We start from the raw sequence: 26022 nt of genomic DNA, 5'->3' as shown, positions 1-26022 counted from the left end.
ATTTTGTTTTTATTAAAAAGTTGCATTGAAATCTGTCTAAATTTTTATTATTTTTATTTTTGGAGGTCTTTTTTGCTTTGTTTTATAAAAATCATCTGTTTTTATTAGAATATTTCAATTTTATGGTGTAAAAATTACATTAAGTCGTATTTTTAGAAAAATAAATAACCAAAAAATCGATTATTTAAACACTACTAACAAATTAAACTAAAAACTATGAGTAAATTCTCCTTTAAACAGTTTGCGCCCTTTGCGATATTAATGATCGTCGCAATTTTCGCTCTATTTATTCCACTTCTTCCAAATTTCGACGAAGGCAAGTATAGTGGGCCAGATATCGCATTCATATTAATCGCTTCTGCGCTTGTATTTTTAATGACACCAGGCCTTGCATTTTTCTATGGTGGTATGGTTCACCGTAAAAATGTATTGTCTACCATGATTAAAAGTGTTGTAGCGGCTGGAGTAATTACGGTTTTATGGACAGTTGTTGGTTTTAGTTTAGCTTTTGGTGATACCATTGGCGGTTTTATCGGAAATCCATCAACATTTCTGTTCTTTAAAGGTGTAAACTCTGGAGCACCACATTTACAAGGTGGAGCAGATTTAACTATCCCGCTTTCTTTATTTGCTGTGTTTCAATTCAATGTTTGCCATTATAACACCAGGTTTGGTGGTTGGTGCTGTTGCAGAACGTATCCGTTTTACATCGTATATCTTATTTATTGTTTTATTCGCAATCTTCGTTTATTCGCCATTGGCCCACTGGACATGGCATCCACAGGGTTTCCTGTTTAAAATGGGTGTTTTAGACTTTGCAGGAGGTACGGTAGTTCACATTTCTGCAGGTATGGCTGCTTTAGCTGGTGCATTGGTTTTGAAACGCAGAAAATCTCACCTGGAGCATAAAGAAGTTCCGCCAGCAAATATTCCATATGTATTAATAGGTACTGGTTTACTATGGTTCGGTTGGTTCGGTTTTAATGCGGGTTCGGCATTAAGTGCAGGTAGTTTAGCTGTTTCAGCATTTTTAACTACAAATACTGCTGCAGGTGCTGCGGGTTTATCATGGATGTTTTTCGATGTAGCAAGAGGTAAAAAACCTTCAGTTTTAGGTTTCTGTATCGGTGCGGTAGTTGGTTTAGTGGCCATTACCCCTGGTGCTGGTTTTGTAAGTATTTCATCAAGTATATTCATTGGTGCCATTGCTGCGGTAATTTCAAACCTTGTGGTTTCTTGGAAACAAAAAACAAGTTTGGATGATACTTTGGATGTTTTCCCTTGCCATGGTGTTGGAGGTATTGTTGGTATGTTGTTAACTGGTGTTTTTGCAACCAAAACAGTGAATGCTGCTGGTGCTGATGGCTTGTTTTACGGTAACCCGAACTTTCTTTATCACTCAGTTAAAAGGTGCTGTAATCGTAATCTTGTTCAGTTTTGTGGTATCATTCGTGATTTTCAAATTGGTTAACCTTATCAATCCGATCAGGGTTTCTGAAGAAGAAGAAGAATTAGGACTTGATGCTTCTCAACATGATGAGAAATACTCTCAAGGTACATTGTTGGTTGAAGAAAAAGCCATCTATGTAGAAAGAAACAGTCCATTAACAGAATCAATTTCTTAAGGATTATATAATATCTAAACTCAAATCAAGCTCAAACATGAAGAAACTTTTAACTGCTATTTTCGCAATGGCCAGCGCTAGCTGTGCCATGGCACAGGAAACCACCACATCACCACTTGAGATTTCAGGGTCGGTTGATACCTATTTTAAATATGATTTCGCGAAGAACCCAAAAAACATTACCACATCATTTGCGTCAGACCATAATTCGGTTTCACTGGGAATGATAGATATTGCGCTTAAGAAAAAAACAGGTAAAGCCTCATTTGTTGGGGAGCTCTCTTTCGGGCCAAGAGGTCAAACTCAATCCATTCTGGATGCTGCTGCAGGAGGCTCATCATTTCACATACAAAATTTATATGTGAATTATGATTTTACCGATCAGTTTTCAATGACTGCCGGATACATGGGAACCTTTATTGGTTACGAAGTAATTTCTCCGGTTGGAAATTTTAACTATTCTACATCATATCTGTTTACCAATGGTCCATTCCAAAATGCAGGTATTAAGGCTACTTATAAATTCTCTGATAAAGTAAGTTTAATGGCTGGGGTATTTAACGATTGGAATGTTTACAGCGCAAGCCGTGGTGTATCTGCTGTAGGTGGCCAGTTAATGGTAGCTCCGGTTGAAGGCTGGACAGCTTACCTTAACGTGTTATCTGGTGCGGGTGCAGGTGGTTATGGTACTATCGAAGATTTAACAACTTCTTACCAAATTACAGAAAAATTTAAGTTGGGATTAAATGCCGCAAACTATGATATTGACAATGATGGTGGCGGTTATGCGGGTGCTGCACTTTATCCTCAATATGCTGTTGCAGATGGTGTAACTTTAGGTTTAAGAGGCGAATATTTTAAGTTTAAAGATGCAGGTCCGGTTCAGGGAGTAAAATATACTGCTGTAACTTTTACCGCCAACATTAAATCAGGTGGTTTAACTTTTATTCCAGAAGTGAGATTAGATCATAGTGGAGATAAACCCTTTTATAACAAAAGTGGCGCTGCTGCACCAAATGCTGGTCAGTTCTCATTAGCAGCTGTTTATGCTTTTTAAGGAAATATATTTGTAATATTAAGCCGTCCTGTGGTAAAACCCGGACGGCTTTTTAATATCTTTAAACGCTGTTTGCCCATTAATCCATTCTGATGAAATACATTATTCTTGTTTTTTTTATTGCATTTTCAATTGATCTTTCTGCCCAGCAAAAACAATTTATAAAAGATGATAACGGTAAGTTTATTTACTATAAAGTTGTCGATTCGCAATTGCTGAGTAAAGATACCCTTGTTCAAAGGGCTAAATCTTTTATTAACCTTGCCAATAAAAAAACGATGTTGCAGCAAAGCATCACTGATTCTTCTGTGTTGGCTAAAGGAACTATAATTGTTGATAAGACCGTGTTGGTGGTGGGCCATCCGAGTGGAGAAGTGAGCTATAATTTTGTGTTTGAAGCCCGTAATGGAAAATATAGATTTTGGTTAACCGATTTGTTGTTTATTCCATACAAGCGCGACCGTTATGGAAATTTTGTTGCCTCAACAAAAATAGGCACACCTTTAGAGCGCACGTCAGGTAAACTTAGTGCAGGCGCATGGAAAGATATTGTAAATAGTGCCTACAACAAAATAGAGAAATTTGGTGATGATTTTAAAAAATATTTAGCTACTAAAAGGGTAGAAAAAGCCAGCAAAAAAACTGAAACCATTTCTACCAAAAAATGGTAATTTATAAAAGCTAAAACTTGCCAAATAACTCTTCAACTTTCTGATAACGGAATTTAAAAATTTCGTTTATTTTATTTTCAACAATTATTGCATTCGCAACTAAACCAAGTGGTCCCCAACCTACACTATAGTGTAAAGTATCGTGCATCAATACGCCACCATCTACTTTTTCGAAACGGTGCTGGTGATGCCAAAATGCAAAAGGACCAAAACGCTGCTCATCTATAAAGTATTCTTTATCTTTAACATGCGTAATTTCAGTTACCCAATTTAATTTAATCCCGAATAATGGTGAAACCTTATAGGTGATAATCAGGCCAGGGTACATTTTAGTGTTGCGCATGTTTGGCGTGGTAACATCAAATGTCATATCCTTGGGTGTAATTTCTGCCAGGTTCATTGGCGAGGAAAAAAAATCCCAGGCAGCATCCAAATCAATTGGAAGTTTTTGGGTAAATTCTAGTCTGTACGTTTTCAAGTTCTTATTTTGAGAATACAACAGAAAAGATGCTATTTTGTTGTATTTAACCGCAAAGAATGCAAAGAAAAAGCGCAAAGGTCACGGAGTTGGGTACAAAGACATCATTAATCCCTATCGGAATGCAATGAAGGTCTATAAGCCACAGGAATCTATCAATAACCTGCTTACAGATTCTTGTCGATATTTGACATGAGGGCCTTTTGGCTCCTGACCTCTAACCCCAAACTTATTGCCTAAAATGATCAGCTTTGACAAATTTCTAGCATTCTGACAGAATTTGTCAAAGCTTTTCGCTAATGCACCATTTTATCAGCGCACGTAGAGCTGGCAAAAGCTTCTGGTTTGGCTTTAAAGATGAATCCCATACTTAAAATATAACCCATAGCATCGTTAAGTGCTTTGTTAGATTTAAATGATGGATTGGTGTTGATGTCTGCATGGACTTCTAAAGCCACATCATAAATATCGAGCAAATCGCAGATAGAATAGGCAGTTTCAATAGATTTCTGCACTTCCATTAACATTCTTTCTTTAATACTTACCTGTTGAGTGCTCTTTTCCTGATGGATGTACATAAAGCCACCATGATGTTCTCTTAACAATACAATTACGGTTGCAAAATCGGTTACAGTGCCTTTTACCTGCGAATCTGTACCGATGCAAACTTTAAGCTTATATCCGTTTTCACTTTCTCTGATAATCGCATTTTCTACTTCTTCGAGGATTGAAGATTGAATAATTTCACCACTAAATTTTTTCCACGTCATACAGTTGTGTTTTTGAGGTTAACGAATGGTAATCAGGTTTTTATAAAAATAGGTGCTATGAATTAAATATATGTTAAGTGTAGGTTGTTTATTTGCTAACAAAAATTTAGTTATCAACAAGTTAGTTAAAATAGTTTGAATGCTATTATAATTTAATGAAACAAATCATAATTCGGCCCGTTAATATTTGTACATTCATTAAAAATTCTAAGTTATGAGAGCAGAATTAATTCAAGAACTTCAATTATTGCAAAATAGCAGGGCCAATAAATTTGCAGATGAACTGGCTGACAGTATTTTATCTTCAGTTGATGCTATTAATGAAAAAGTACAATCTTCAATGTCTAAACGTGGTAGCATGTTAATGCTTTTGGATAAAAGATTAAATTTTTCTACTCTTCGTAAACTCAGAAACAGATTTTTCAAACCATAATTTTCAGTCTCTTTTTGCCCTAAATGTAAATGATTACCTTTATGGCGGAATGATAGAAAATGCCTTAAAAAAACTAAATATTTCTGCACTTAATGAGATGCAGGAATCTTCTTTAAAAGCAGCTAAAACTGGTAAAGATGTAATATTGATTGCGCCCACCGGTTCAGGAAAAACATTAGCCTTTTTATTGCCCTTACTTTCCAACCTAAAAATGGGTGTTAAAGGTGTTCAGGCTTTGGTTTTAGTTCCTTCAAGGGAACTGGCGCTTCAAATTGAGCAGGTTTTTAAACAAATGGGTACTTCATTTAAAGTAAACTGCTGTTATGGTGGCCATGCCGTAAGGATAGAAAAAAATAATCTTGCACATCCGCCTGCCGTACTTATAGGAACGCCCGGAAGGATAGCTTACCATCTGGAACATCAGAATTTTGATGAATCATTTATCGAAACTTTGGTTTTGGATGAATTCGATAAATCGCTCGAGTTTGGCTTTGAGAAAGATATGTCATATATCATTGGTTCGTTGCGCTCGTTAAAACAGCGCATGCTTACTTCAGCAACTAAAATGGAAGAAATTCCTCCATTTGTGAAACTAAATGCTGCGGTTGAAGTCGATTTTTCAAAAAATATAGAAGCTAAACCCGATTTAAAGCTTAAAAAAATTACTGCGCCTGCAGCCGATAAACTGGATTATCTTTTTAGGTTGTTGAGTAAAATTGGTGATAAAAATACTTTGGTTTTCTGCAACCATAGGGAAACGGTAGACCGCATCAGTGATTTACTTTTTGATAATGGTTTAGGGCACGATGTATTTCATGGTGGCATGGAGCAAATCGACCGTGAAAAAGCTTTACTAAAATTTAGAAATGGCAGCCATAGGATTTTAATTACAACAGACCTCGCCGCTCGCGGTTTAGATATACCTGAAGTAGAACATATTGTGCATTACCAGTTACCTTATACAGAGGATGCGTACATTCACCGCAATGGTAGAACGGCACGTATGCATGCAAAAGGAACAGCATACGCCATTTTAACCACCGAAGAAAACTATAAATATTTACCTGATGATATTGAAGAAGAAATTTTATCAGATAAATATAAGTTGCCCGAAGCTAGTGACTGGGTAACTTTATATCTGGCCCACGGTAAGAAAGATAAAATTAACAAAATAGATATTGTTGGTTTATTTTTACAAAAAGGTAATTTAGGAAAAGAGGATTTAGGCCTTATCGAGGTTAAAGATACCACCAGTTATGTGGCTGTTAAAAGGAATAAAGTCGAAAAATTGCTGAAAACATTAAGCGGAGAAAAAATTAAAGGGAAAAAACTTAAATTAGAAGTAGCGAGTTAGTTTGGCTCATTAATCATTGGCTTATTGGTTATTTTACACCTTTTACAACCTTAATATTAGCGCAATCAGTCAATCAATCCTTCAACAATTCAATCATTTATAAAAAGCATGAGCAATAACGATATATTAAAGAAATTAAGGGTAGCATTATCACTAAAAACAGAAGATATCATTACCATTTGCGATTTGGTAGGTTTTAAAGTAACCAAGGCAGAATTGGGAGATATTTTTAGAAATGAAGATCATGAAAATTTTAAACCTTGCGGCGATCAGATTTTACGTAATTTTTTAAATGGTTTAGTAATTTATAAAAGAGGTCCGAGGGATGAGAAAAAGCAATAATATATGCTTTTTAATATTTTTTATACTGATCACGCTCTCTTTTAACGCTCTCGCTCAGTCTCAGTTTAAAATTAGTGGCAATGTAATCGATTCTTTAAAAAAGCCCATTGAGGGTGTTAGTATCCGGTTAATTAACGATAAAGATACCCTGCGGTCTAATTCTGACTCCAGGGGTAATTTTACATTCCCAAAAGTTGGCCACAACAAATTCTACCTCAGTATTACTGCGCTGGGTTATAAGCCCTTTGCTTCTGTTTATGAATTTGAATCTTCAAAAAAAAGCATGGTTTTAGAACCCATTATACTTAAAATGGAAACCATCAGGTTGGAAGATGTAGAAGTTAAAGTAAAGGTAGATCCCATTAAAATCAAAAAAGATACCATTGAATACAATGCCGGCGCCTACACGGTTAGGGAAAATGATAAAGTAGAAGATCTTTTAAAACAGCTTCAGGGCATTGAGGTAGATGATAAAGGTGCGGTTACTGCCATGGGAAAAAAAATGACCAAGCTGCGGGTTAATGGCGAAGATTTTTTTACAAGCAATGTTGAAGATTACATCAGGCAATTGCCGGCAGAGATTATTGCTAAACTCCAGGTGATAGATGATTATGGCGACGAAGCCAATTTTACGGGAATTAAAACGGGTACACCACAAAAAATGCTAAATCTTGTAACCAAACCTGGAATGGATAAAGGCGTTTTTGGAGGGGTAAACGTAAGTTCGGCAACAAATAATGCCCATAATTTAGGCGGCAACGGAAGCATCTGGAAAAAAACCAAACAGATAGGTTTTGGTGGGCGTTATGGAATTACCAATAACGAATTTGCCAAATTAAACAATGGCGGCCTTAACGGCAATATCAGGGATAAAATCTCGAAAGAATTTAGTATCAACGGAGGTTATAATTTCAGCAGCGGCATAAATAAATCCATACAAAGTAATTATCTGGAAACATTTAATCCACAAGGAACCATTTACGATTTGCGGGAGAGTGCCAACAGCTCAAATTCTTTAAATAATAATATTAACCTTGGTTTAAATGGGGCTACCAAAAAGAATTATTTCAATGTATCACTTGCCGGGGCTTTGGCAAATACCAGAAATTATGCGCTTACTACATCAAATAAAACAGGTTTTATAAAACAGGATCTCATTTCCAACACAGGTTCAAAAAATAGCAATCCAAATGTTAACGGAAGTATCAATTGGTCGCGCCGATTGGCTAACAATAAGCAATCTTTATCTTTAGGTTTTAATTTTGGTACCAGCGGCGGCAGTTCTAACAGCACCATCAACGATGTTATCCGCTATTATAACGAAACCACCAATATCTTGGTTAAAGATTCGCTTTTAAACCGCTTGGTAGATAATAACACTTCAAACGCTAATTTTGGTGGTAACATTCAGTTTTCCAATTCATTAAAAAAAGCAAGCGATAGTACAGGATATAGTTTTATTAATATGTCATATCGTTTTTCAGTCAGCAGAAGTCAGAATTTGCAAACTACTACGGTAACCAATCCCTTTGGAAATAAATTTGTAGTCGATTCGCTTGGGCAGGATTACGTATCGAACTTTATTAACCAGAATTTTAGTATAGGTTACAATACCAATGCAAAGCGGATCAGTTATAATTTGGGACTTAATTTTTCGCCAAGTATCATTATTGGTAAATATCAGAATACCGGACAGGAGCTAAAAAATTATCAGCTAAATTTTTCGCCATCTGCCAATTTAAGTTATCAGATTAAAGAAAACGGAAATTTGAGTTTTGGTTATAATGGTTACACCAGTTCGCCCGATTTTAATAAGCTTCAACCCATCAGGAACAATAATGATGTGCAAAATCTTATTATTGGCAACCCTGATTTAAAGGCCACCTCGAGCCATACTGCCGATTTGAGCTATAACAGGTTTAGCCTGAAATCAGGATTGAGTATTATGGCAGGTTTATCTGGTAATTTTGCCTTTAATAGTGTAGTGAGCAATACCATTTTTCTGCGGGATACCCTAAATAGCCTGAAACAGCAAACTACATACGAAAACGTGAATGGCATTTACAATGTGGGTGGTAACTATTCATTTAATAAAAGGATGTTGGATAATAAACTTTCTTTATCCTTAAACGGGAATATTGCTTACAGCCGCAATGTTTTTTATACGGATAATGTGTTAAACCGCAGTAGTGGAATTAATATTTCAAACGGTTTCAGGTTTAACTTAAATCAGAAGAAATATGTTTTTAACAGCAGTATTTCTTATAGTTTTAGCTCTAATACCTATTCTGTAATGAACCAGAACATTAAAAATGTACAAGTTTTGGCCTTAAGTGGGGGAGGTAGCTGGATTCCAAGCAAACGTTTCAGAATTAATGCTTCGGCCTCTAAGAGTTTGAATTTTGGTTATAGTTTATATGCCGGAAACCCTTTACTGGTGAACATGGGATTAAACACCTCCTTTTTGAAAGGAAATAAGCTCGTTTTCTCAATACAGGCGAATGATTTATTTAACCAGGGTTCACTTTTTAGTACCAGTATCAGCAATAATTCCATTTCCGAAAATAGAACACGTTTTATCAGTCGTTTTGTACAGGCTACATTGAGCTATAATTTGAGCCAGTTCGGTAATAAAAAAGGCCGTTCGGATGTAAATTTAAATGGAAATGAGATATTTTAAACCAGAAATAATTAGTTTAGCATTTCTGTACAATTCCATATCCCATGAAAAGAAAAATCATACTCTTTCTTTTATTAACCGCTACAACTAAATTATTTGCCCAGGATGCCAAAACAGATTCGCTAAATAATAAGCAGAAAAAAGAAAATTTTGCCGATGATTGGGCAGCTTTAACCAAATATCAAAAAGAGAATGAACTTTTGCCAGCTCCCACCAGAAAGGAAAAAAGAGTTGTTTTTTTAGGAAGCTCAATTTTCGAATTCTGGAAGCAAAAGGACCCTGAATATTTCGAAAATAAGCCTTATTTGGATAGGGGAATAAGTGGGCAGATTTCGCCACAGCTATTGATCCGTTTCCGGCAGGATGTGATTAACCTAAAACCTAAAGTGGTAATTATTTTAGCAGGTAGTAATGATATTGCAGGCAATACGGGCCATGTTACCATTGATAAAATTATGGATAATGTAAAGTCGATGGCAGAACTGGCAAGGTTACATCATATAAAAGTTGTGCTCTGTAAATATTTGCCAGTTTACGAGTATCCTTGGAATAAAAGTATTAAGGCAGCAGATCTTATTGTGGATTTAAACGAAAGAATTGTAGCCTATGCCAAAGAGAAAAATTATACTGTTTTGGATTATTGGACACCCTTGGTTGATGAACGAAAAGGACAACGTGCTGAGTTAACCGTTGATGGTGTTCACCCCAATTTTGCCGGTTATAAAATCATGGAAGGTGTAACGGAGCTTGCGATTAAAAAAGCTTTAAAGAACAGACACTAGGTTATAAACTAAGATGTTGTGATGTTGATATTAAAAAAAATGTAACAATTCATTTACCGATGGCTCTAAAAAGATATCCGTAAATGGTGAATAAAGCAGAAATTACAACAAATAAAAAAATGGAAATGATCACCCTTGGTTTAGGGTTTTTATTCCTTTTATTGGTTTTAATTAATCAATCAACCAGATTTGAAACACAGCTTTTTTCGGCTAATTATGTTCCAGTCTTACTCAGCTTAAGTATGGTTTGCATGTTGCTTAGTTTTTATTTTGGGATTAAACCAAAACTTAAAACCAAACACTTTTTTGCTTACGTTAATTATCGCCAATTATTAAGATTGGTAGGCTTTGCAGCTTTAGTTGTTTACGCCTGGGCAATAACTAAAAATGTCCCGGTTTTCGCCGGGACTTTTATTAATCTAATTTCTTATATCTAATGCGTTTCGGTGTAACATCACCCAAACGTTTTTTGCGGTTTTCTTCATAATCTGAATAATTACCTTCGAAGAAATAAACTTCTGAGTTGCCTTCGAAAGCCAGGATGTGCGTACAGATCCGATCCAGGAACCACCTGTCGTGACTGATCACCACGGCACAGCCACCAAAGTTTTCTAATGCCTCTTCCAATGCACGTAAAGTATTTACGTCGATATCGTTGGTTGGCTCATCCAGCAGCAATACGTTAGCTCCTTTTTTCAGGGTAATGGCCAGGTGTACGCGGTTACGTTCTCCACCCGATAGAATGCCTACCTTTTTTTGCTGATCGCCACCATTAAAGTTAAATTTCGATACATATGCCCGCCCGTTAACCGCTTTAGTACCCAACTGGATATTGTCTAAGCCATCGGTAATATTTTCGTATACCGTTTTATCGGCATCCAAATCATTGTGCATCTGATCTACATAACCCAATTCTACCGTTTCACCAACACGGAAAGTACCAGCATCAGCTTCTTCCTGCCCGGTAATTAAACGGAATAATGTGGTTTTACCAGCACCGTTGGGGCCAATAATGCCCACAATACCTGCAGGTGGAAGTGAGAAATTCAAGTTATCGAACAATACCTTATCGCCATAAGTTTTGGTAACATTAGTAGCTTCGATCACTACATTGCCCAAACGCGGCCCGGCAGGGATAAAAAGCTCTAATTTATCTTCTCTTTCTCTGCCGTCTTCTGAAGCTAATTTATCGTAGTTGGCTAAACGGGCTTTAGATTTTGCATGACGTGCCTTAGGGGCCATACGTACCCATTCTAGCTCACGCTCCAACGTTTTTTGGCGTTTGCTCTCTGTTTTTTCTTCCTGAGATAAACGTTTTGCTTTCTGATCTAACCAGCTGCTGTAATTTCCTTTCCATGGAATACCTTCGCCACGGTCTAATTCCAAAATCCATCCGGCAACGTTATCTAAGAAATACCTATCGTGGGTTACTGCAATAACGGTTCCTTCGTAATTTTGTAAAAATTGCTCTAACCAGTCGATACTTTCAGCATCCAAGTGGTTGGTAGGCTCATCCAAAAGCAATACATCAGGGTGTTGAAGCAACAAACGACACATGGCCACCCGACGGCGTTCACCACCTGATAATACACCGATTTTGGTTTCAGGATCCGGACAACGCAAAGCATCCATTGCCCTCTCCAATTTCGAATCGATTTCCCAGGCACCTAAAGCATCAATTTTATCCTGAAGCTCACCTTGTCTGGCCATCAATTTATCCATGGCATCAGGATCAGAATAGTTTTCTTCCAAGCCAAAAGCTTCGTTTACTTCCTCATATTCTTTTAAAATAGCAGTTACTTCTGCCACACCTTCTTCAACCACTTCGCGCACCGTTTTCTAGGGTCTAAAATCGGCTCTTGTGCCAAATAACCCACCGAGTAACCTGGAGAGAAAACAACCTCACCTTGATAAGATTTATCTAAACCAGCAATGATTTTTAAAAGAGATGATTTACCCGAGCCGTTTAGACCGATAACACCAATTTTTGCACCGTAAAAGAAAGAAAGGTAAATATTTTTTAAAACCTGTTTTTGTGGAGGGTAAATTTTATTTACCCCGGCCATTGAAAAGATTATTTTCTCGTCTGACATATTATAGAATTATCGTGCAAAGATAGGGGTAAAAAATGGAAGAGGTAAAATGTTATCACAAATAAAGAAGTGCCTGCAATCATACACAATTGCAAGCGCTCCTTAATTTATTAATGGTTGTTTTAAGGAATTAATTTCGAAGCACGTAATTTTTCGAATAATTGAAAAAAGGATTCCTCGGTATCTTGAAATATGGTAAAACCCAGTTTTCTGCTTTTAGCCATATCAGTCATTACTTCAATTGGCCTGCCCAAATCAAGGTCTGTATGCCAGGGCGACGCCAGTCGGTTTAAATTATCTTCTTTCAGATTATACTTTTTGGCAATTTGTTGCCAGGTAGCTGCATCATTAGCCAATACTTGTTCAAGAGGCTGAATGTTGCCCTCAAATCCTGAAGATTCTACATTAAAATAGGCTGCTATCCGTTTCCATAATCTGCTCCAACGGAATACATCTCCATTAACAACATTAAAAGCTTCATTTCTGGCCGCATCGGTTGTTGATGCCCAAATTAAATGCTCTGCCAGTACTTTCGCATCAGTTACATCCGAAAGTCCGTTCCATTGTGCTGCAGAACCTGGCCATTTAAAAATGTGACCAGTTTCCTTACATATTGATGCATATACTGCTAAAGTAGTTCCAAGATTCATGGCGTTGCCTACAGCTTTACCAATAACCGTATGTGGACGGTGGATACTCCAGGTAAAACCATCACGTTCTGCTGCTGCATATACTTCATCTTCCTGTGCATAATAAAAGTTTTCCATTTCCAGTCTTGGATGTTCCTCTCTTAATGGCGTTTCGGGTAAAAATCCTTCTTTGGCATAGGCTTCAAACGGACCTAGGTAATGTTTTAACCCGGTAACCAATGCCACATGTTCAACTGATTTTTTTTCGGATAATACATCCAGCAGGTTGCGTATCATCAAACTGTTAACCCGTATGTTTTCTGCCTCTGTATCATTACGCATCCAGGTGGTAATATAAATATGGGTCGGCCTTATTTCAGATAAGGATGATTTAAGGCTGTTAATGTCTAAAAGATCTGCTGCAACCGGCTTTAGGTTTTCAATTTCCTGATTAGGTGTTCTGGCCAGGCCATAAGTTTCCCAGCCTTTTGCAATCAGGCTTTCGGCTAAATTACTTCCTGCTATGCCACTTGCGCCAACTACTAATGCTATTTTATTCATGGTATTTTAATTTTACACAAAATTAAGGCACTTATAATTAACATAACTTGACCTGGATCAAATAATAGGCTTGATTAAGATCAATGAAGTTGTTCCACTTTCTTCCACCTGAAAATTTATCTTTGTGTGCAGTTAAAATAAATTCCACCATGATTGATGTACTTTTTAGCCATATCCAGGAAAAAGTTTCGCTTACTGACCATGATCGGGAAGTGATAAAAACCTTTTTTGAAGCTAAAAGATTGAGGAAACGACAGTATTTGTTGCAGGCAGGAAATATTTGCAAGCACCTGGCATTTGTAGCGAAGGGCTTGTTACGTACTTATAATGTAGATGAAAAGGGCGATGAGCATATGAGTATTTTCGGCTGGGAAGGATGGTGGCTGTCTGATTTTAATAGTTTCTTAACTGGCGAACCAGCATTATTTAACATTGATGCAATAGAAGAATCGGAACTGCTTTTGATTTCGAGAAATGATTATGATGCTTTAACGGTGGCTGCACCAATTATGGATCGGTATTTCCGAATACTTTACCAAAATAGCCTGGTTACTAAAGAACGTAGATTAATGAGTTCCATTACGCACAGTGCTGAAGAAAAATACGTCTTACTTATGGCCTCAAATCCAGAAATTATTAAACGGATACCCCAAAACCTGATCGCTTCTTATCTAGGAATCGCTCCAGAAACGCTTAGTCGCATCAAAAAAAATCTGGCTTCAAAAAAATGAGGTCGATCAATGTAGCACCCTGAATTTAATGTTCAATAAGGCTATTTATTGCTAAATATGGTTTAAGCTGATAAATAAGATCGGTTCCGGGCAAAATAAGCATCAACGAGGGTGAAATAGTATCAAAATGGCATATACTCAACTATGATAGTTAGATCCTTCGATAATTATTTTATGTTTTATAGGAGATGATAGTATTTTAATCCCGTTTTAATGTAATTATCAAACTTTTTTCAAAAAAGGAAGTATCCTATACAGCGAAAAGCAAATTTTATACTTTTAAAGTGCGGATTAATTCTTAGTAGATACCGTAAACATTAGTTAATGTAAAAAGCCTTTCAGGATTGAAAGACTTTTACAATTTTTAACAGATTATGTTGTTTTATAAACCCAATCCCAGTGTGAAACCGCGTACGGCTGTAGCAATGGTAGCACCAGCTGTTGCAGCACCTGTAGTTAGGTTTACGCTATAAAGTTTTTGCACACCGCCAACAGTAAATATACCGTAAGCATTGCCGCTTGTACCACCAATATCAAAGCCACTGTTTGCTTCAATATTTACACCAAGTGGACCAACATCAACCAGTGCTCCGCTATTAGGTGGATCTTGTTTGTATAAGCGATCTGTTGTAGCATCAATATCAAACAATGCTGTAGATGAAGCACCCGCAAAGTTATTGGTATAGGCAGCACCAGAAATGGCTGCGGTACTTAATGTAATAGGCGTATCAACAATTAAAGTAGCATCAGTTGGTACAATTCTAAAATTTTGGCCATTGTTACCTACAATTCTTATGCGGTCGGCCATTGGGTTAAAATCGAATCCAATTTGTGTAGCTGTTAATAAAGTAGCCAACGGCCCTGTTCCAACCATGGCTGCCGCACCCGAAGATGCATTAATAGTGTAAATTCTGCTTGTACTTCCTACGGCATAAAGCTGTCCGTTAACCGGGCGCATATCGATGCCTAAAATACTTTCACCTGTTTGTATGCCAGTTATTGCTTTTATCACAAGTGTTGGTGTTGCAGCGTTTGGATTAAATATAAGCAGTTCGTTATTGGTTGATACTGCATAGGCAACAGGCTCTGTAGGTATTGCAAGGGCGGTAATTTGTTGGTCTACATTACTGATTTTTGAAGCTTTGCCCGAAGTAAGATCGATCAGGTATAAACCCGATTTACCACTTACATTTAAAGCCGCAAGTGCTGCAGTTCCGTCAGGATTAATGTCAAAGCCGCCAATATCTTCAGCATCCAAACCAAGGCTGCCTACTTCAACAAGTTTCCCATCATTTGGTGGATCTTGTTTATGAAGTTTATCATTCGCAATGTCGATATCAAATAGAACTGTTGAGCTTGCGCCAGCCTTATTTTGAGTATAAGCAACTGATGATACTTTGGCATTTGTAACACCGTTTACCACACCATCGGTTGCAGCCACCGTGCCAGTTTCAGGGTTTAAACGTAAATTCTGGCCAGATGAAGTAACCAAACGGATTCTATCTACAGTAGGATTAAAATCGAAACCTACTGAAGTTCCGCTTATTGCAGGTGTGAAAGGAGCCGTAGCAACAGATCTTGCAACACCTGTTTTCTGATCGATTACATATATGCGGCTACTACTGCCTACACCATATAACTGACCTGTTGCAGGGCGAAAATCAATTCCTAAAATGGTTTCACCACTCTGTAAACCAGATATTGTGACTGAAGCAGTTGTTGAATTCGGATTTTTGGCATTGATCAACAACAGTTTGCCATCGGCAGTGAGGGCGTAAAAGTTAACATCAGGGCCAGGTGTAAGTACCTCTTGCTGAGGATCGTTATTGCGGTCTTTTTTACAGGCCGAAAATAAAATAGGGGTCATAATAGCCAACAATGCTATTAAGATTAAATGTTTGATTTTAATCATGGTTTTAATGTTTAATTAAGAAAAGTATTGGTAAAGGGATATATTAACGCAATGCGATTAACCTTTTTGAGATAAAAGGCTCGTTATTCATTCGGAAGAGGAACTCTACCGACGATTTTAATTTTCAGGCTTGTTGTTCGCTATTAACAGGAACTCATTGCTGAAATAAAGCTTTTAACTATTTTGGAGGATATTCCAATGTTTGGAGGTAACACTTAACAAGGCTGTAATTGCCAGAAAACAATCTCCTTTTTGAAGAAAAAATACTCAGAAATTCAATTTTTGTGAAATCGGTTTTCATCAGATCTTCTAATTTGACTTTATCTTCCAACTGATCATCATTTTGATCCGTATCCGATTTATCAGCATTTACTTTCGAAATTTCCACCGAAACTTTATGGATGGGCATGGCACTAATCGCAATCCGACCCGCAAATGCGAAAAAGAGAAGGGTTGCAATTAAAACTTTTTTGTAAAGTGGTGCCATTCCAGTGTTTGAGATTGTGCATATATACGGAGGTTAGCATCAACGGGTTTTTTGATAATAAGATAATAAAAAAGATTTTTGCTCTTATTTAACGCAAATTGGTTTAACTGAAAGATTATTTGATTTAAAATTTAGCTTTACCTAATGTATACGGCATTTAATAATACCTAAAGCGATATTCCATTTAAGTAAACTAATTATTGTAAAATGCCAGCCTATCATTTTTCTCATTACTTAAAGAGGAAAACGATGCCAAAAGCTTAGAGATTGTCTTCGGAAACCTTCGTTGTTTCAAAACAAAAGCAACCTTTGCACAGTTAATTCCGTATAGATTCTATCGTATCGAATGCTGCAAAGGGAAAGGGGTAGAGATAATTGTCTGGAGAATTTGTTAAATGATGTCACGTTCTTTTTGTTTTTCTGTCAAAACTTGTAAATTGCTTTAGTAAAAAGCAACAAATTGTCAGTTACTCAAATCGAAAAAATCCTTACAATAAACCGACAAAATGATAACTTATAAGGTAAGCGATTTAAAAAGCACCTTTTAAAACCTGTAAAACAGTTATTACGTAGATAGATATAGCGGAATTTATCTTTATCGAAACGATATTCTTACCGTAATTTTTAGGTTGGTGGATATGTATACTGCCTTTTATCCACCCGTATGGCGCAATTGTTGATAAAATAAACGAAATGGTACAGTCGCTTTTTATAATTTATTTTATAGTTTAGGGACGTAGCTGTTAAGAAAGGTATTATGGAAGCAAAATTTTCACCACAGGTTAAAGATGTAATCTCTTTTAGTAGGGAGGAAGCGCTCCGATTAGGGCATGATTACATTGGAACCGAGCATTTATTATTAGGCCTCATCCGCGAAGGCGATGGTATGGCTATAAAAATTTTACGATCGTTAGGAGTTGATACCGGTAAATTGCGCCGCTCAATTGAAGATGCCGTTCGCGGTACTTCGAGTGTTACAGTAAACTTAGGCAATATTCCATTAACTAAACAGGCAGAAAAAGTTTTAAAGATTACTTACTTAGAAGCTAAAATATTTAAAAGCGATTTAATTGGCACCGAACATTTATTGTTATCGGTTTTAAGAGATGATGATAACATTGCCTCTCAAATCTTATTACAATATGGTGTTACTTACGATGTTTTTAAACAGGAGGTTGAAGTGAATAAAAATGGATTCAGAGATGATATCTCAAACAGTGCTTCTACAGGAGGCGACGATGATTATCGCGAAGAAGAAAGCTTTAGTACACCTAAAAAGGTTTCGGATATAAAATCTAAAACACCGGTTTTAGATAACTTTGGTCGTGATTTAACAAAGGCTGCAGAAGAAGGTCGTTTAGACCCGATTGTAGGCCGCGAGAAAGAAATTGAGCGTGTATCGCAGATTTTATCCCGCAGAAAAAAGAACAATCCGATTTTAATCGGCGAGCCAGGTGTTGGTAAATCTGCAATTGCTGAAGGTTTAGCCTTACGTATTGTTCAACGTAAAGTTTCGCGTGTGCTTTTTGGCAAACGTGTAGTTACCTTAGATTTAGCATCGTTAGTGGCCGGCACAAAATACCGTGGCCAGTTCGAAGAACGTATGAAAGCCGTGATGAACGAGCTTGAAAAATCGACAGATGTAATCTTGTTTATTGATGAGATTCACACAATTGTTGGTGCTGGTGGTGCATCGGGTTCATTAGATGCATCAAATATGTTCAAACCTGCTTTGGCAAGGGGCGAAATTCAATGTATTGGTGCCACAACTTTAGATGAATACCGTCAATATATTGAAAAGGATGGTGCTTTAGACCGTCGTTTCCAAAAAGTGATGGTAGAGCCTGCTACTCCAGATGAAACCGTAGAAATTTTAACCCGTATTAAAGATAAGTATGAAGAACACCACGGTGTAACATATACCGACGAGGCAATTTTAGCTTGCGTTACTTTAACATCACGTTATATTTCAGACCGTTTCTTACCAGATAAAGCTATTGATGCTTTAGATGAAGCCGGATCTCGTGTACACTTAACCAATATTCATGTTCCACAGAATATTATTGATATCGAAGCGAAAATCGAGGATATTAAGTTAGAGAAAAACAAAGTGGTACGCAGTCAGAAATATGAAGAAGCTGCAAAACTTCGCGATACAGAGAAAAATTTAATTGAAGAATTAGATAAAGCCAAAGCTGAGTGGGAAGCTGAAACCAAAACTAAACGTTATGAAGTATCAGAAGATAATGTAGCCGAGGTGGTTTCGATGATGACTGGTATACCGGTACAACGTGTTGGCCAAACAGACAGTGCAAAACTGTTGAACATGTACGATAAAGTGGCTGAGAAAATTATCGGTCAGGATGATGCGATCAAGAAATTGACTAAAGCTATTCAACGTACGAGAAGCAGGATTGAAAGATCCTAAAAAACCAATCGGATCATTCATTTTCTTAGGCCCAACAGGTGTAGGTAAAACAGAATTGGCAAAAGAATTGGCCCGCTTCATGTTCGATAGTGATGATTCATTGATCCAGATTGACATGAGTGAATACATGGAGAAATTTGCAGTTTCACGTTTAGTAGGAGCGCCTCCGGGATATGTAGGCTATGAAGAAGGTGGCCAGTTAACTGAAAAAGTTAGAAGAAAACCTTATGCCGTAATCTTATTGGATGAGATTGAAAAAGCGCACCCTGATGTATTTAATATCTTGTTGCAGGTTTTGGATGAAGGCCAGTTGACTGATAGTTTAGGACGTAAAGTTGATTTTAGAAATACAATCATCATTATGACATCAAACATTGGTGCCCGTCAGCTAAAAGATTTCGGACAAGGTGTTGGTTTCTCTACAGCAGCAAAAACAAATCAAGCAGATTCTCACAGTCGGGGTGTAATTGAAAGTGCATTAAAACGTGCTTTTGCACCTGAGTTCTTAAACCGTGTTGATGATGTAGTTGTATTTAATAGTTTAGGTAAAGATGAAATCTTTAGAATTATTGATATTGAATTAAAAGCATTATTCGGCCGTGTTCATACCTTGGGTTATGAAATTGCCTTAACTGATAACGCTAAAGATTATATCGCTGATAAAGGTTTTGATAGTAATTTTGGTGCCCGCCCTTTAAAAAGAGCGATCCAGAAATATTTAGAAGATCCAATTGCTGAAGAAATCCTTAAAGGTGATTTAACCGAAGGAGATGTTTTAGAAATTGATTACGATAAAGCTACCGAATTGATTTCTATCAACCATAAAAAAGGTGAGAAGAAAAAAGAAGAACCGAAGCAAGAAGAAGATTCTTCTAGTAAATAAATAAGAAACTCCCGATGAAAATCGGGAGTTTTTTTTTGAAGAGATTAATTTGTGAAAATATGTTTAGTCTTTTATTGCATAAAACTTTTTTACTGCTTCATAATCCGTGAGCTTCAAGCCCTCATCTTTTGCCAGTGCCACCGCGGTTCCACCGGGAATAATTACATACCGGTATTGTAAAGCTGTAGATAGTGGAATGCTGTTGCTGTTATCAGCAGTAAACCTTGTGATAATAAAATGCCCTAATCTGGGAAAATAGCTGATGGTATTTAATTTTCCTCCGGCATACGATGAATAAGGTAAAGCATAAACACCACCTCCAAAGTTAAAATATACCTGCACCAAACCGCCATTAATTACCGCTGTGGTTAATGCTGGTGCTAGCAAATCTGCAGCCTTCAGCGCTGTGTTATCTGAAGTTGTATCTCTAAAATTCTTGGCAACATTCCAACCTGAATAAATAACATTTGCAGTTCCTTTTAAAGATAATGCCGTGCCCCAACCAGTGGCTACTTTAGGTCCGTATAAGTTATAACTGTTTTTATCCAAAAAATAATCTCCTACTGTACCAGTTACCGCATCCGGAATTCCGGTTCCACTTATAATCTGACTGCCAGGTGCACCGGTGTTTCCTACAGCACCTGTATTACCAGTTGCTCCGGTTTGGCCTTTTAACAAAAAGGCAACTCCCCAGCCATCAGCTTTTTTTGGTCCATAAAAATTACTTGTTGCTAAATCCAGGTAAAAATCGCCAATAACTCCGGTAGCCGCTGCAGGTACACCATTTCCGCTTAAAACTGTGCTTCCGGCCGGCCCGGCTATTCCTTTTTCGCCTTGTGGTCCTTGTGTTGCGATTTCTTTTTTGCAGGCAACTCCCAGACTTACAAAAATTAATATCAGAATTAAAGTTTGTTTAGTTTTTGTTCTTGTTTTCATAATTTTATTTCTAAGGATTTGTAAATCAGCTTGATTGATTTAGAATAAAATTATGAATTGAAGGTATTGTAATTTGGCTAAATGGGTGAGCAAGTATTTAAAATGAGTGGATTACCTGTTTTAATGAGTTAAAGCATATATTCCAGTTAAAATTTCCGGTTGTATTGCATTGTGCTCAAAATAAGAAGCTTATAATTGCTAAATAACTTTGTTTCTAATCGTTTTTACATGAGCTCTTGAAGTGCCTTATAATACCTTTCATAATTTTCGGGTTCTGTATTCAGAAACAGGAAAGGCTCTATTAACTCAAGTTCCATTAATAAAAATTCTCCATTCACGATAGTGCCATCTACTCTTGCATAAAGGCAGTTTTTTGCAAATGAAGTAACATATTGTTGTGCTTTGGCAATTAATTCAGCATTTGACTTTTGTGGATGAACAGATCCGCCATGTGCGGGCTGTACCCTGAAATCGCCAGCTTTAGCCTGTTTTATCAATGAATGGCTATATACGCCGTTAAAGAAAATGAAAGACCATTCTCCATTCTCTAATATTTCTGGTAAAAAAGGCTGCACAATAAAATCTTCTTCCTGCAGAAGCTGGTTTAGCTGCACATTTATTTCTTCCACATTTTCGGTGGTTACTTTAAATGTATTTTTTGCACCACCACTTATACAGGGTTTTACAATCAGCTTGTTGGTGTCGAACTGTGCAAAGGAATGTTTTAGATCAATATTTTCTTTCCGTTGTATAAAGTAACTCGGCGTAATTTTAAGCCCTGCGGCTTCGATCTCTTTCAGGTATTTTTTATCCGAATTCCATCTTACCACTTCAATGGGATTGAGCAGATTTATGTTTTTTGTCTCCAAAAGAGTTAACCAGTTATAGAAATCATCAATCAGATCAAAATAATCCCATGGTGATTTTAAAATCGCAAGCGAATAATTCTCCCAATTTATGTTTTGATCGTTCCAGATTACTTTCTCAATTTTTAAACCCTTTGCTGTTAAAAAATCCAAAAGCTTATCGTCTTCGCTTTCTACAGTTGTGGTATCGTAAGCACCTTTATCCAGGTAGGTTACTAATGCTATATTCATGGCAATAAAACTAGGTTTTAAAAAGTTTTAATACAAACCGGCAATCCACTTTGCTAATTTTAAAACAGACTCACCTGGTTGCTAGGGATTTTAAATAAGGTATGATCAAGAATTATATCTTTTGCATTTAACCCATTTAAACGGCAATGCAGCCTGAAATTATCCCTTATCATTTGCGAAATATTTCCATCACCGCGCATTCTGTCGCCAAACCTGCTGTCATTCACATTTCCACCATGGCAACTTTGTATCATATGCCAAACCTTATCAAAGCGATCTGGAAAATTTTTTCGCAGCCAATCTTCAAATATCTGTCCGATAGCTCCATTTAAACGTACAACAGTATAGCCTGCTTTAATGGCTCCTGCATTGGCTACTGCTTTTAAAATTTTTGGTATTTCATGGTCGCTCAATCCTGGTACAAGCGGTGCAACCATTACGCCCATGGGGATACCGGCTTTGCTTAATTCTTCTACAACCCTTAAGCGTTGTTTTGCAGTTGTGGTTCTTGGTTCCATTACCTGACGGAGATCTTCGTTTAGGCTATTGATGGATACATATACCATGCAGAGGTTTAATCTGGCCATTTCTTGTAAAATATCCTGATCGCGGAGGATTAAAGAATTTTTGGTAATCATGCCGATAGGCTGCTTGTAAGCCAGTGCTATTTCCAGTAATTGCCGGGTAAGTTTAAATTTCCTTTCGGCAGGTTGGTAGCAGTCGGTATTACCTGATAGTGAAACGGTAGATGCATCCCATCCCTTTTTTTCTAAAAACTTTTTAAATAATTCGGGGGCATCCTTTTTAACAATTATTTTTCTTTCAAACTCTATTCCTGCGCTGTATCCCCAATATTGGTGAGAATTGCGGGCGTAACAATAGGTGCAGCCATGCTCACATCCCTGATATGGATTTAAGGAATAGGCCATGCCTACATCTGGGCTATCTACTTTATTTACAATTGTTTTGGAGTTTTCAAAAATAAAGGCTGTTTTGCGGTCGCTTTCCTCCCAGTCATCTATCCCTTCCTGGTGTTCTTTCACATAAACATCTTTTAAAAATTTATTGTGTGGATTAACCTGGGCACCCCTGCCTTTAAAATACTGTTTTTCTTCTTCACCGATCATGAATTAAAATTACTAATATATTTAGTAATTTTAAAGCTCACTATAGCTTACTTTTCAACATTTATATACAGGGTTTTATTCGGTTAAGTTATTTTTTAAGGAGTGGCACATAATCCATCGGTACCATATCGGCTACTTTTTCGTAAGCCCAAAATCCTTCATATAAAAGCGAACGTGAATCGTAAATGCCTCCGTTCTCGTAAAAACGGACACCTTCTCCGGTTAAATTGGCTACAGAAATTTCATTTTCAGGCACATCCAATGGTCTGAAAATCCAAAAACCTGTATTGGAGTAGGCAAGCGATTCTTTTTCTTTGGTATATTGGATCAACAGTGCATCGGTGTAGCTCAGGTACTTTAAATTCTGGTTAAAATAATGCACCAAAGTATCGGTAAGTACTTCTGCCCTTGAAAACCTGTCGATTGTTTTCGGCATTTCTTTTTGCTTCATCCAGAAATTAAACAAGGCTGTATCTATTTTTCCTTTGTTTTGTCTGATGCCTGTTTTTTCTGGTACCGCTTTTATCTTTTCTAAATTGGTATTGATAATGTATTCGGGATAGCGGTTAGGGTTAGGCACTTTAATCATTTTATTGATGATAAAGCCTTCTTCTTGTGTTTTATTGGCATAAAGTGAGCGGAAAAAATGTTGCGATGAGCCATAATAAGCAACTTCTCTTGCTGCGATGTATTTTTTCTTTTTGGCCGCAGAAGCTTTTAATTCTTCGAAAAACGGATGACCGGAATAGTAAATAATATGTGTGCGCGAATTATATTCGAAATGATCGAGCATATATTTAAGGCGGTACCCTAATGCTTTGTTCTCAACCACTAAAAATTCTGTTGTAGAAACGGTAAGTGTACTTTTAGTAATATCAAAATCAACATTTAAAACCTGCGGATTTAATATTTTGCATTGTAAGGCATTGGGGGTTTTGCCGATAAAAAACTCTTTAAACTGATTGATGTATTTCTGGCGGTTAGGATCTGCCCGGATAACAACTTCTTCTAATTGCGCCACATTTTCTTTCAAAACCAATTCTACCTGGACAGATTTATCAGAAATGATTACGCTTTTGGAATAGGGGAGGTAGCCAACCAGTTGAACAAGGATATCATAACTGCCGGGTTTAAGGTTAGCTAATTTAAACCTCCCGTCGTTATCGGCCACTGTAGCAATTTTATAACCGCTCAAATAAATACTTGCGCCGGGCAATCCATCTTTCTGATCTCTAACCAGACCACTGATTGTAAAGGTGTTTTGAGCAATGGCATTAGTACCCAAAATGATCAGCATGAGGGCCACTAAAAAGCTTTTAATCATGGAGACGAATGTAACCAAAAGGCTTAAGATTTATTAAAAACGAAAAAGATTTTTAACAATTTTAACATTTGGGAGTAATCATTAATAATAGTAGATATGTTACCTACCAGAGTAGGTTAGTTGGACTATTGCGCTTTATTATTCGTGATGAAACAACTATAGCATTTTCTTTTTTTAGCATGATTGCAATTAACATATCAACAAACCGAAATTAGTACATAGCCGTTGGTTGTTATTTCAATTTTGTTTCTACATTAAGCGGAGGAAGATAATCCATGGGGACACTATCGGCAACTTTTTCCCAGGCCCAGTAACCTTCATTGATCATTGACCGTGCATTATTGATGCCTCCATTTTTATAAAAGAAAACTGATCCTCCACGCAGATTAATTAAGGAGATTTGTGCCCTTCCTAAGTCTGACGGCCTATTTATAGACATTCGGACCCTGCTTAAATAACTGCTGCTTTCCTTTTCTTTTGTGTAAATTACATATAATACATTGGTGAAATTTATTCTTCTAATGTCGTCATTATACCAATGTACCAGTGTATCTGTCGAAATTTCTGTTCTGTTCAGCATTGCGACGTTATGGCCCAGACTAAGTTTTTCTAGTTTATCTTTTGCAACTGTTTTTTTTGGTTGGATAAAAGTGGTAGCACCCGGTAGCGTTAATGTTCTGGCTGTGAAACCGCTTTCCTGAGATTGTGCAATGCTATCTGCAAGTGATTCCTGCGCTTGGTTTTTGATCAGTTTATTGATGATAAAACCCTCTTCTTTGGTGCGGTTGTTAAACAGCGCACTAAAGAAATGTTGAGAAGAACCGTTGTAAGCTTCTATTCTTTTTTTTCTCCCATTTTTCTTTTTTGGCTGCGTTTCCAGGCAAATCTTCATAATGTGGAAAGCCTTCATAAAAAACGATTCCAGCGCGATAATCATATTGAAATTCTTTTACTAAAAATTTAATTTTATAACCTAATGCCTGGTTTTCGATAATCAAAAAATCATCTGTTGTGGCATTCAAAATCCGTTTTTCACTATCATAATCAAACCTGATCAATTCTGAATTTAGGATTTTGCACCTGTCGGCATTATCGGTCAAACCTATAAAGTATGCTTTAAAAGTATTAAGATAAGCCATGCGGTTGGGATCGGGTTTAATGGTTACTTCTGCGAGCTGCGTGCTACTTTCTGTAAGTAAAATATCTGCACGAACATCTTTATCCTCAATACTTATGGCTTTGTCAGTAGATTTAAAACCGATTAGCTGCACTAAAATAGTGTAATTACCAGGCTTAAGTTTTAGTACATATTTTCCCTGGTTATCTGTAGCAGTAGCCAATTTATAATCGCTTACGTATATGGCCACGCCGGGTAAAGGTTCTCCCTGTTTATCTTTAACCAGACCAGAAAGTATATAGCTTTGCTGCGCGAAGCAAAAATTACCAATGATTATTATCGAGAAGATAAGCGCAATCGTTTTCATCGCTTAAATATAAACTAATTGGATAGTTATTTAAAAATAACATTTCATTTATTGATACGATTCCAGTCTTTTTAAATAGATCATGCTGCCAGACGCTAACATTTGCTAGCACGTTAATAAACAATCTCTGAAATGGTT

General features: G+C 36.9%; 18 protein-coding genes and 3 pseudogenes. 10 read left to right on the top strand and 11 right to left on the bottom strand.

What is annotated here, in order from left to right; genetic code table 11:
- Positions 1–216: 216 nt before the first annotated feature.
- The 3 genes and pseudogenes from AC0IWE_RS00750 (at position 217) to AC0IWE_RS00740 (ending at position 3353) form a co-directional block, all read left to right on the top strand.
- Positions 217–1625: pseudogene (locus AC0IWE_RS00750) on the top strand (ammonium transporter).
- A gap of 37 nt (positions 1626–1662) precedes the next feature.
- On the top strand, positions 1663–2682 hold the full coding sequence (locus tag AC0IWE_RS00745) for a porin (RefSeq protein WP_471791536.1): 1020 nt from the start codon (positions 1663–1665) through the stop codon (positions 2680–2682).
- A gap of 92 nt (positions 2683–2774) precedes the next feature.
- Positions 2775–3353, top strand: a complete 579-nt coding sequence (locus AC0IWE_RS00740; RefSeq protein ID WP_471791535.1) for a DUF4468 domain-containing protein — start codon at positions 2775–2777, stop codon at positions 3351–3353.
- Between the two features lie 10 nt (positions 3354–3363).
- On the opposite strand, the gene AC0IWE_RS00735 is transcribed toward AC0IWE_RS00740, so the two are convergent.
- Positions 3364–3831, bottom strand: coding sequence for an SRPBCC family protein (locus AC0IWE_RS00735; RefSeq protein WP_055912805.1), 468 nt, complete (start codon positions 3829–3831; stop codon positions 3364–3366).
- Positions 3832–4127: 296 nt separating this feature from the next.
- Positions 4128–4601 (bottom strand): ribonuclease H-like YkuK family protein, encoded by a 474-nt coding sequence (locus tag AC0IWE_RS00730; RefSeq protein WP_055912259.1) that lies wholly within the window; start codon positions 4599–4601, stop codon positions 4128–4130.
- 214 nt (positions 4602–4815) lie between these two features.
- Here AC0IWE_RS00730 and AC0IWE_RS00725 point away from each other — a divergent pair, with 214 nt between their 5' ends.
- The 5 genes from AC0IWE_RS00725 (at position 4816) to AC0IWE_RS00705 (ending at position 10192) form a co-directional block, all read left to right on the top strand.
- Positions 4816–5034, top strand: a complete 219-nt coding sequence (locus AC0IWE_RS00725) for a hypothetical protein (RefSeq protein WP_055912256.1) — start codon at positions 4816–4818, stop codon at positions 5032–5034.
- 49 nt (positions 5035–5083) lie between these two features.
- On the top strand, positions 5084–6388 hold the full coding sequence (locus AC0IWE_RS00720; protein WP_471791534.1) for a DEAD/DEAH box helicase: 1305 nt from the start codon (positions 5084–5086) through the stop codon (positions 6386–6388).
- Between the two features lie 108 nt (positions 6389–6496).
- On the top strand, positions 6497–6730 hold the full coding sequence (locus AC0IWE_RS00715) for a DUF1456 family protein (protein ID WP_029274124.1): 234 nt from the start codon (positions 6497–6499) through the stop codon (positions 6728–6730).
- On the top strand, positions 6714–9410 hold the full coding sequence (locus tag AC0IWE_RS00710; RefSeq protein ID WP_471791533.1) for a TonB-dependent receptor: 2697 nt from the start codon (positions 6714–6716) through the stop codon (positions 9408–9410). The genes AC0IWE_RS00715 and AC0IWE_RS00710 overlap by 17 nt, the downstream gene beginning before the upstream one ends.
- A 44-nt stretch (positions 9411–9454) precedes the next feature.
- The gene (locus AC0IWE_RS00705) at positions 9455–10192 is read left to right on the top strand and encodes a GDSL-type esterase/lipase family protein (protein WP_471791532.1); all 738 of its coding nucleotides are present in this window, start codon (positions 9455–9457) and stop codon (positions 10190–10192) included.
- Positions 10193–10606: 414 nt separating this feature from the next.
- On the opposite strand, the pseudogene ettA reads toward AC0IWE_RS00705, so the two are convergent.
- Positions 10607–12285 (bottom strand): annotated as a pseudogene (gene ettA, locus AC0IWE_RS00700) (energy-dependent translational throttle protein EttA).
- 122 nt (positions 12286–12407) lie between these two features.
- A complete protein-coding gene (locus AC0IWE_RS00695; protein ID WP_471791531.1) occupies positions 12408–13475 on the bottom strand; it encodes an SDR family oxidoreductase in 1068 nt (355 codons plus the stop codon).
- A gap of 149 nt (positions 13476–13624) precedes the next feature.
- On the opposite strand from AC0IWE_RS00695, the gene AC0IWE_RS00690 reads away from it, so the two are divergent.
- The gene (locus AC0IWE_RS00690; RefSeq protein ID WP_471791530.1) at positions 13625–14206 is read left to right on the top strand and encodes a Crp/Fnr family transcriptional regulator; all 582 of its coding nucleotides are present in this window, start codon (positions 13625–13627) and stop codon (positions 14204–14206) included.
- A gap of 382 nt (positions 14207–14588) precedes the next feature.
- On the opposite strand, the gene AC0IWE_RS00685 is transcribed toward AC0IWE_RS00690, so the two are convergent.
- Entirely contained in the window at positions 14589–16118 is a 1530-nt protein-coding gene (locus AC0IWE_RS00685; protein ID WP_471791529.1) for a DUF4394 domain-containing protein, read from the bottom strand.
- 178 nt (positions 16119–16296) lie between these two features.
- Entirely contained in the window at positions 16297–16605 is a 309-nt protein-coding gene (locus tag AC0IWE_RS00680; RefSeq protein WP_471791528.1) for a hypothetical protein, read from the bottom strand.
- 757 nt (positions 16606–17362) lie between these two features.
- Here AC0IWE_RS00680 and AC0IWE_RS00675 point away from each other — a divergent pair.
- Positions 17363–19916 (top strand): annotated as a pseudogene (locus tag AC0IWE_RS00675) (ATP-dependent Clp protease ATP-binding subunit).
- A gap of 63 nt (positions 19917–19979) precedes the next feature.
- Here AC0IWE_RS00675 and AC0IWE_RS00670 read toward each other — a convergent pair.
- From AC0IWE_RS00670 to AC0IWE_RS00650, 5 genes are all read right to left on the bottom strand, one after another.
- A complete protein-coding gene (locus tag AC0IWE_RS00670; RefSeq protein WP_471791527.1) occupies positions 19980–20852 on the bottom strand; it encodes a hypothetical protein in 873 nt (290 codons plus the stop codon).
- Between the two features lie 224 nt (positions 20853–21076).
- The gene (locus AC0IWE_RS00665) at positions 21077–21949 is read right to left on the bottom strand and encodes an ATP-grasp domain-containing protein (RefSeq protein ID WP_471791526.1); all 873 of its coding nucleotides are present in this window, start codon (positions 21947–21949) and stop codon (positions 21077–21079) included.
- Positions 21950–22008: 59 nt separating this feature from the next.
- Positions 22009–23076, bottom strand: a complete 1068-nt coding sequence (locus AC0IWE_RS00660) for a PA0069 family radical SAM protein (RefSeq protein WP_471791525.1) — start codon at positions 23074–23076, stop codon at positions 22009–22011.
- Positions 23077–23164: 88 nt separating this feature from the next.
- Positions 23165–24418 (bottom strand): carboxypeptidase-like regulatory domain-containing protein, encoded by a 1254-nt coding sequence (locus AC0IWE_RS00655; RefSeq protein ID WP_471791524.1) that lies wholly within the window; start codon positions 24416–24418, stop codon positions 23165–23167.
- Positions 24419–25200: 782 nt separating this feature from the next.
- Positions 25201–25884, bottom strand: a complete 684-nt coding sequence (locus tag AC0IWE_RS00650; RefSeq protein WP_471791523.1) for a carboxypeptidase-like regulatory domain-containing protein — start codon at positions 25882–25884, stop codon at positions 25201–25203.
- Positions 25885–26022 lie beyond the last annotated feature (138 nt).

Source organism: Pedobacter sp. AC402, from assembly GCF_979252805.1.
The sequence above is the reverse complement of the archived record's forward strand: the minus strand, read 5'-3'. Positions and strand labels throughout refer to the sequence as shown.

What these genes read in the sequence shown, in the direction of transcription:
- AC0IWE_RS00745 (WP_471791536.1), top strand. Translation starts at nt 1,663, where the DNA reads ATGAAGAAACTTTTAACTGCTATTTTCGCAATGGCCAGCGCTAGCTGT.
- AC0IWE_RS00740 (WP_471791535.1), top strand. Translation starts at nt 2,775, where the DNA reads ATGAAATACATTATTCTTGTTTTTTTTATTGCATTTTCAATTGATCTT.
- AC0IWE_RS00730 (WP_055912259.1), bottom strand. Translation starts at nt 4,601, where the DNA reads ATGACGTGGAAAAAATTTAGTGGTGAAATTATTCAATCTTCAATCCTC.
- AC0IWE_RS00725 (WP_055912256.1), top strand. Translation starts at nt 4,816, where the DNA reads ATGAGAGCAGAATTAATTCAAGAACTTCAATTATTGCAAAATAGCAGG.
- AC0IWE_RS00720 (WP_471791534.1), top strand. Translation starts at nt 5,084, where the DNA reads ATGATAGAAAATGCCTTAAAAAAACTAAATATTTCTGCACTTAATGAG.
- AC0IWE_RS00715 (WP_029274124.1), top strand. Translation starts at nt 6,497, where the DNA reads ATGAGCAATAACGATATATTAAAGAAATTAAGGGTAGCATTATCACTA.
- AC0IWE_RS00710 (WP_471791533.1), top strand. Translation starts at nt 6,714, where the DNA reads ATGAGAAAAAGCAATAATATATGCTTTTTAATATTTTTTATACTGATC.
- AC0IWE_RS00705 (WP_471791532.1), top strand. Translation starts at nt 9,455, where the DNA reads ATGAAAAGAAAAATCATACTCTTTCTTTTATTAACCGCTACAACTAAA.
- AC0IWE_RS00695 (WP_471791531.1), bottom strand. Translation starts at nt 13,475, where the DNA reads ATGAATAAAATAGCATTAGTAGTTGGCGCAAGTGGCATAGCAGGAAGT.
- AC0IWE_RS00690 (WP_471791530.1), top strand. Translation starts at nt 13,625, where the DNA reads ATGATTGATGTACTTTTTAGCCATATCCAGGAAAAAGTTTCGCTTACT.
- AC0IWE_RS00685 (WP_471791529.1), bottom strand. Translation starts at nt 16,118, where the DNA reads ATGATTAAAATCAAACATTTAATCTTAATAGCATTGTTGGCTATTATG.
- AC0IWE_RS00680 (WP_471791528.1), bottom strand. Translation starts at nt 16,605, where the DNA reads ATGGCACCACTTTACAAAAAAGTTTTAATTGCAACCCTTCTCTTTTTC.
- AC0IWE_RS00670 (WP_471791527.1), bottom strand. Translation starts at nt 20,852, where the DNA reads ATGAAAACAAGAACAAAAACTAAACAAACTTTAATTCTGATATTAATT.
- AC0IWE_RS00665 (WP_471791526.1), bottom strand. Translation starts at nt 21,949, where the DNA reads ATGAATATAGCATTAGTAACCTACCTGGATAAAGGTGCTTACGATACC.
- AC0IWE_RS00660 (WP_471791525.1), bottom strand. Translation starts at nt 23,076, where the DNA reads ATGATCGGTGAAGAAGAAAAACAGTATTTTAAAGGCAGGGGTGCCCAG.
- AC0IWE_RS00650 (WP_471791523.1), bottom strand. Translation starts at nt 25,884, where the DNA reads ATGAAAACGATTGCGCTTATCTTCTCGATAATAATCATTGGTAATTTT.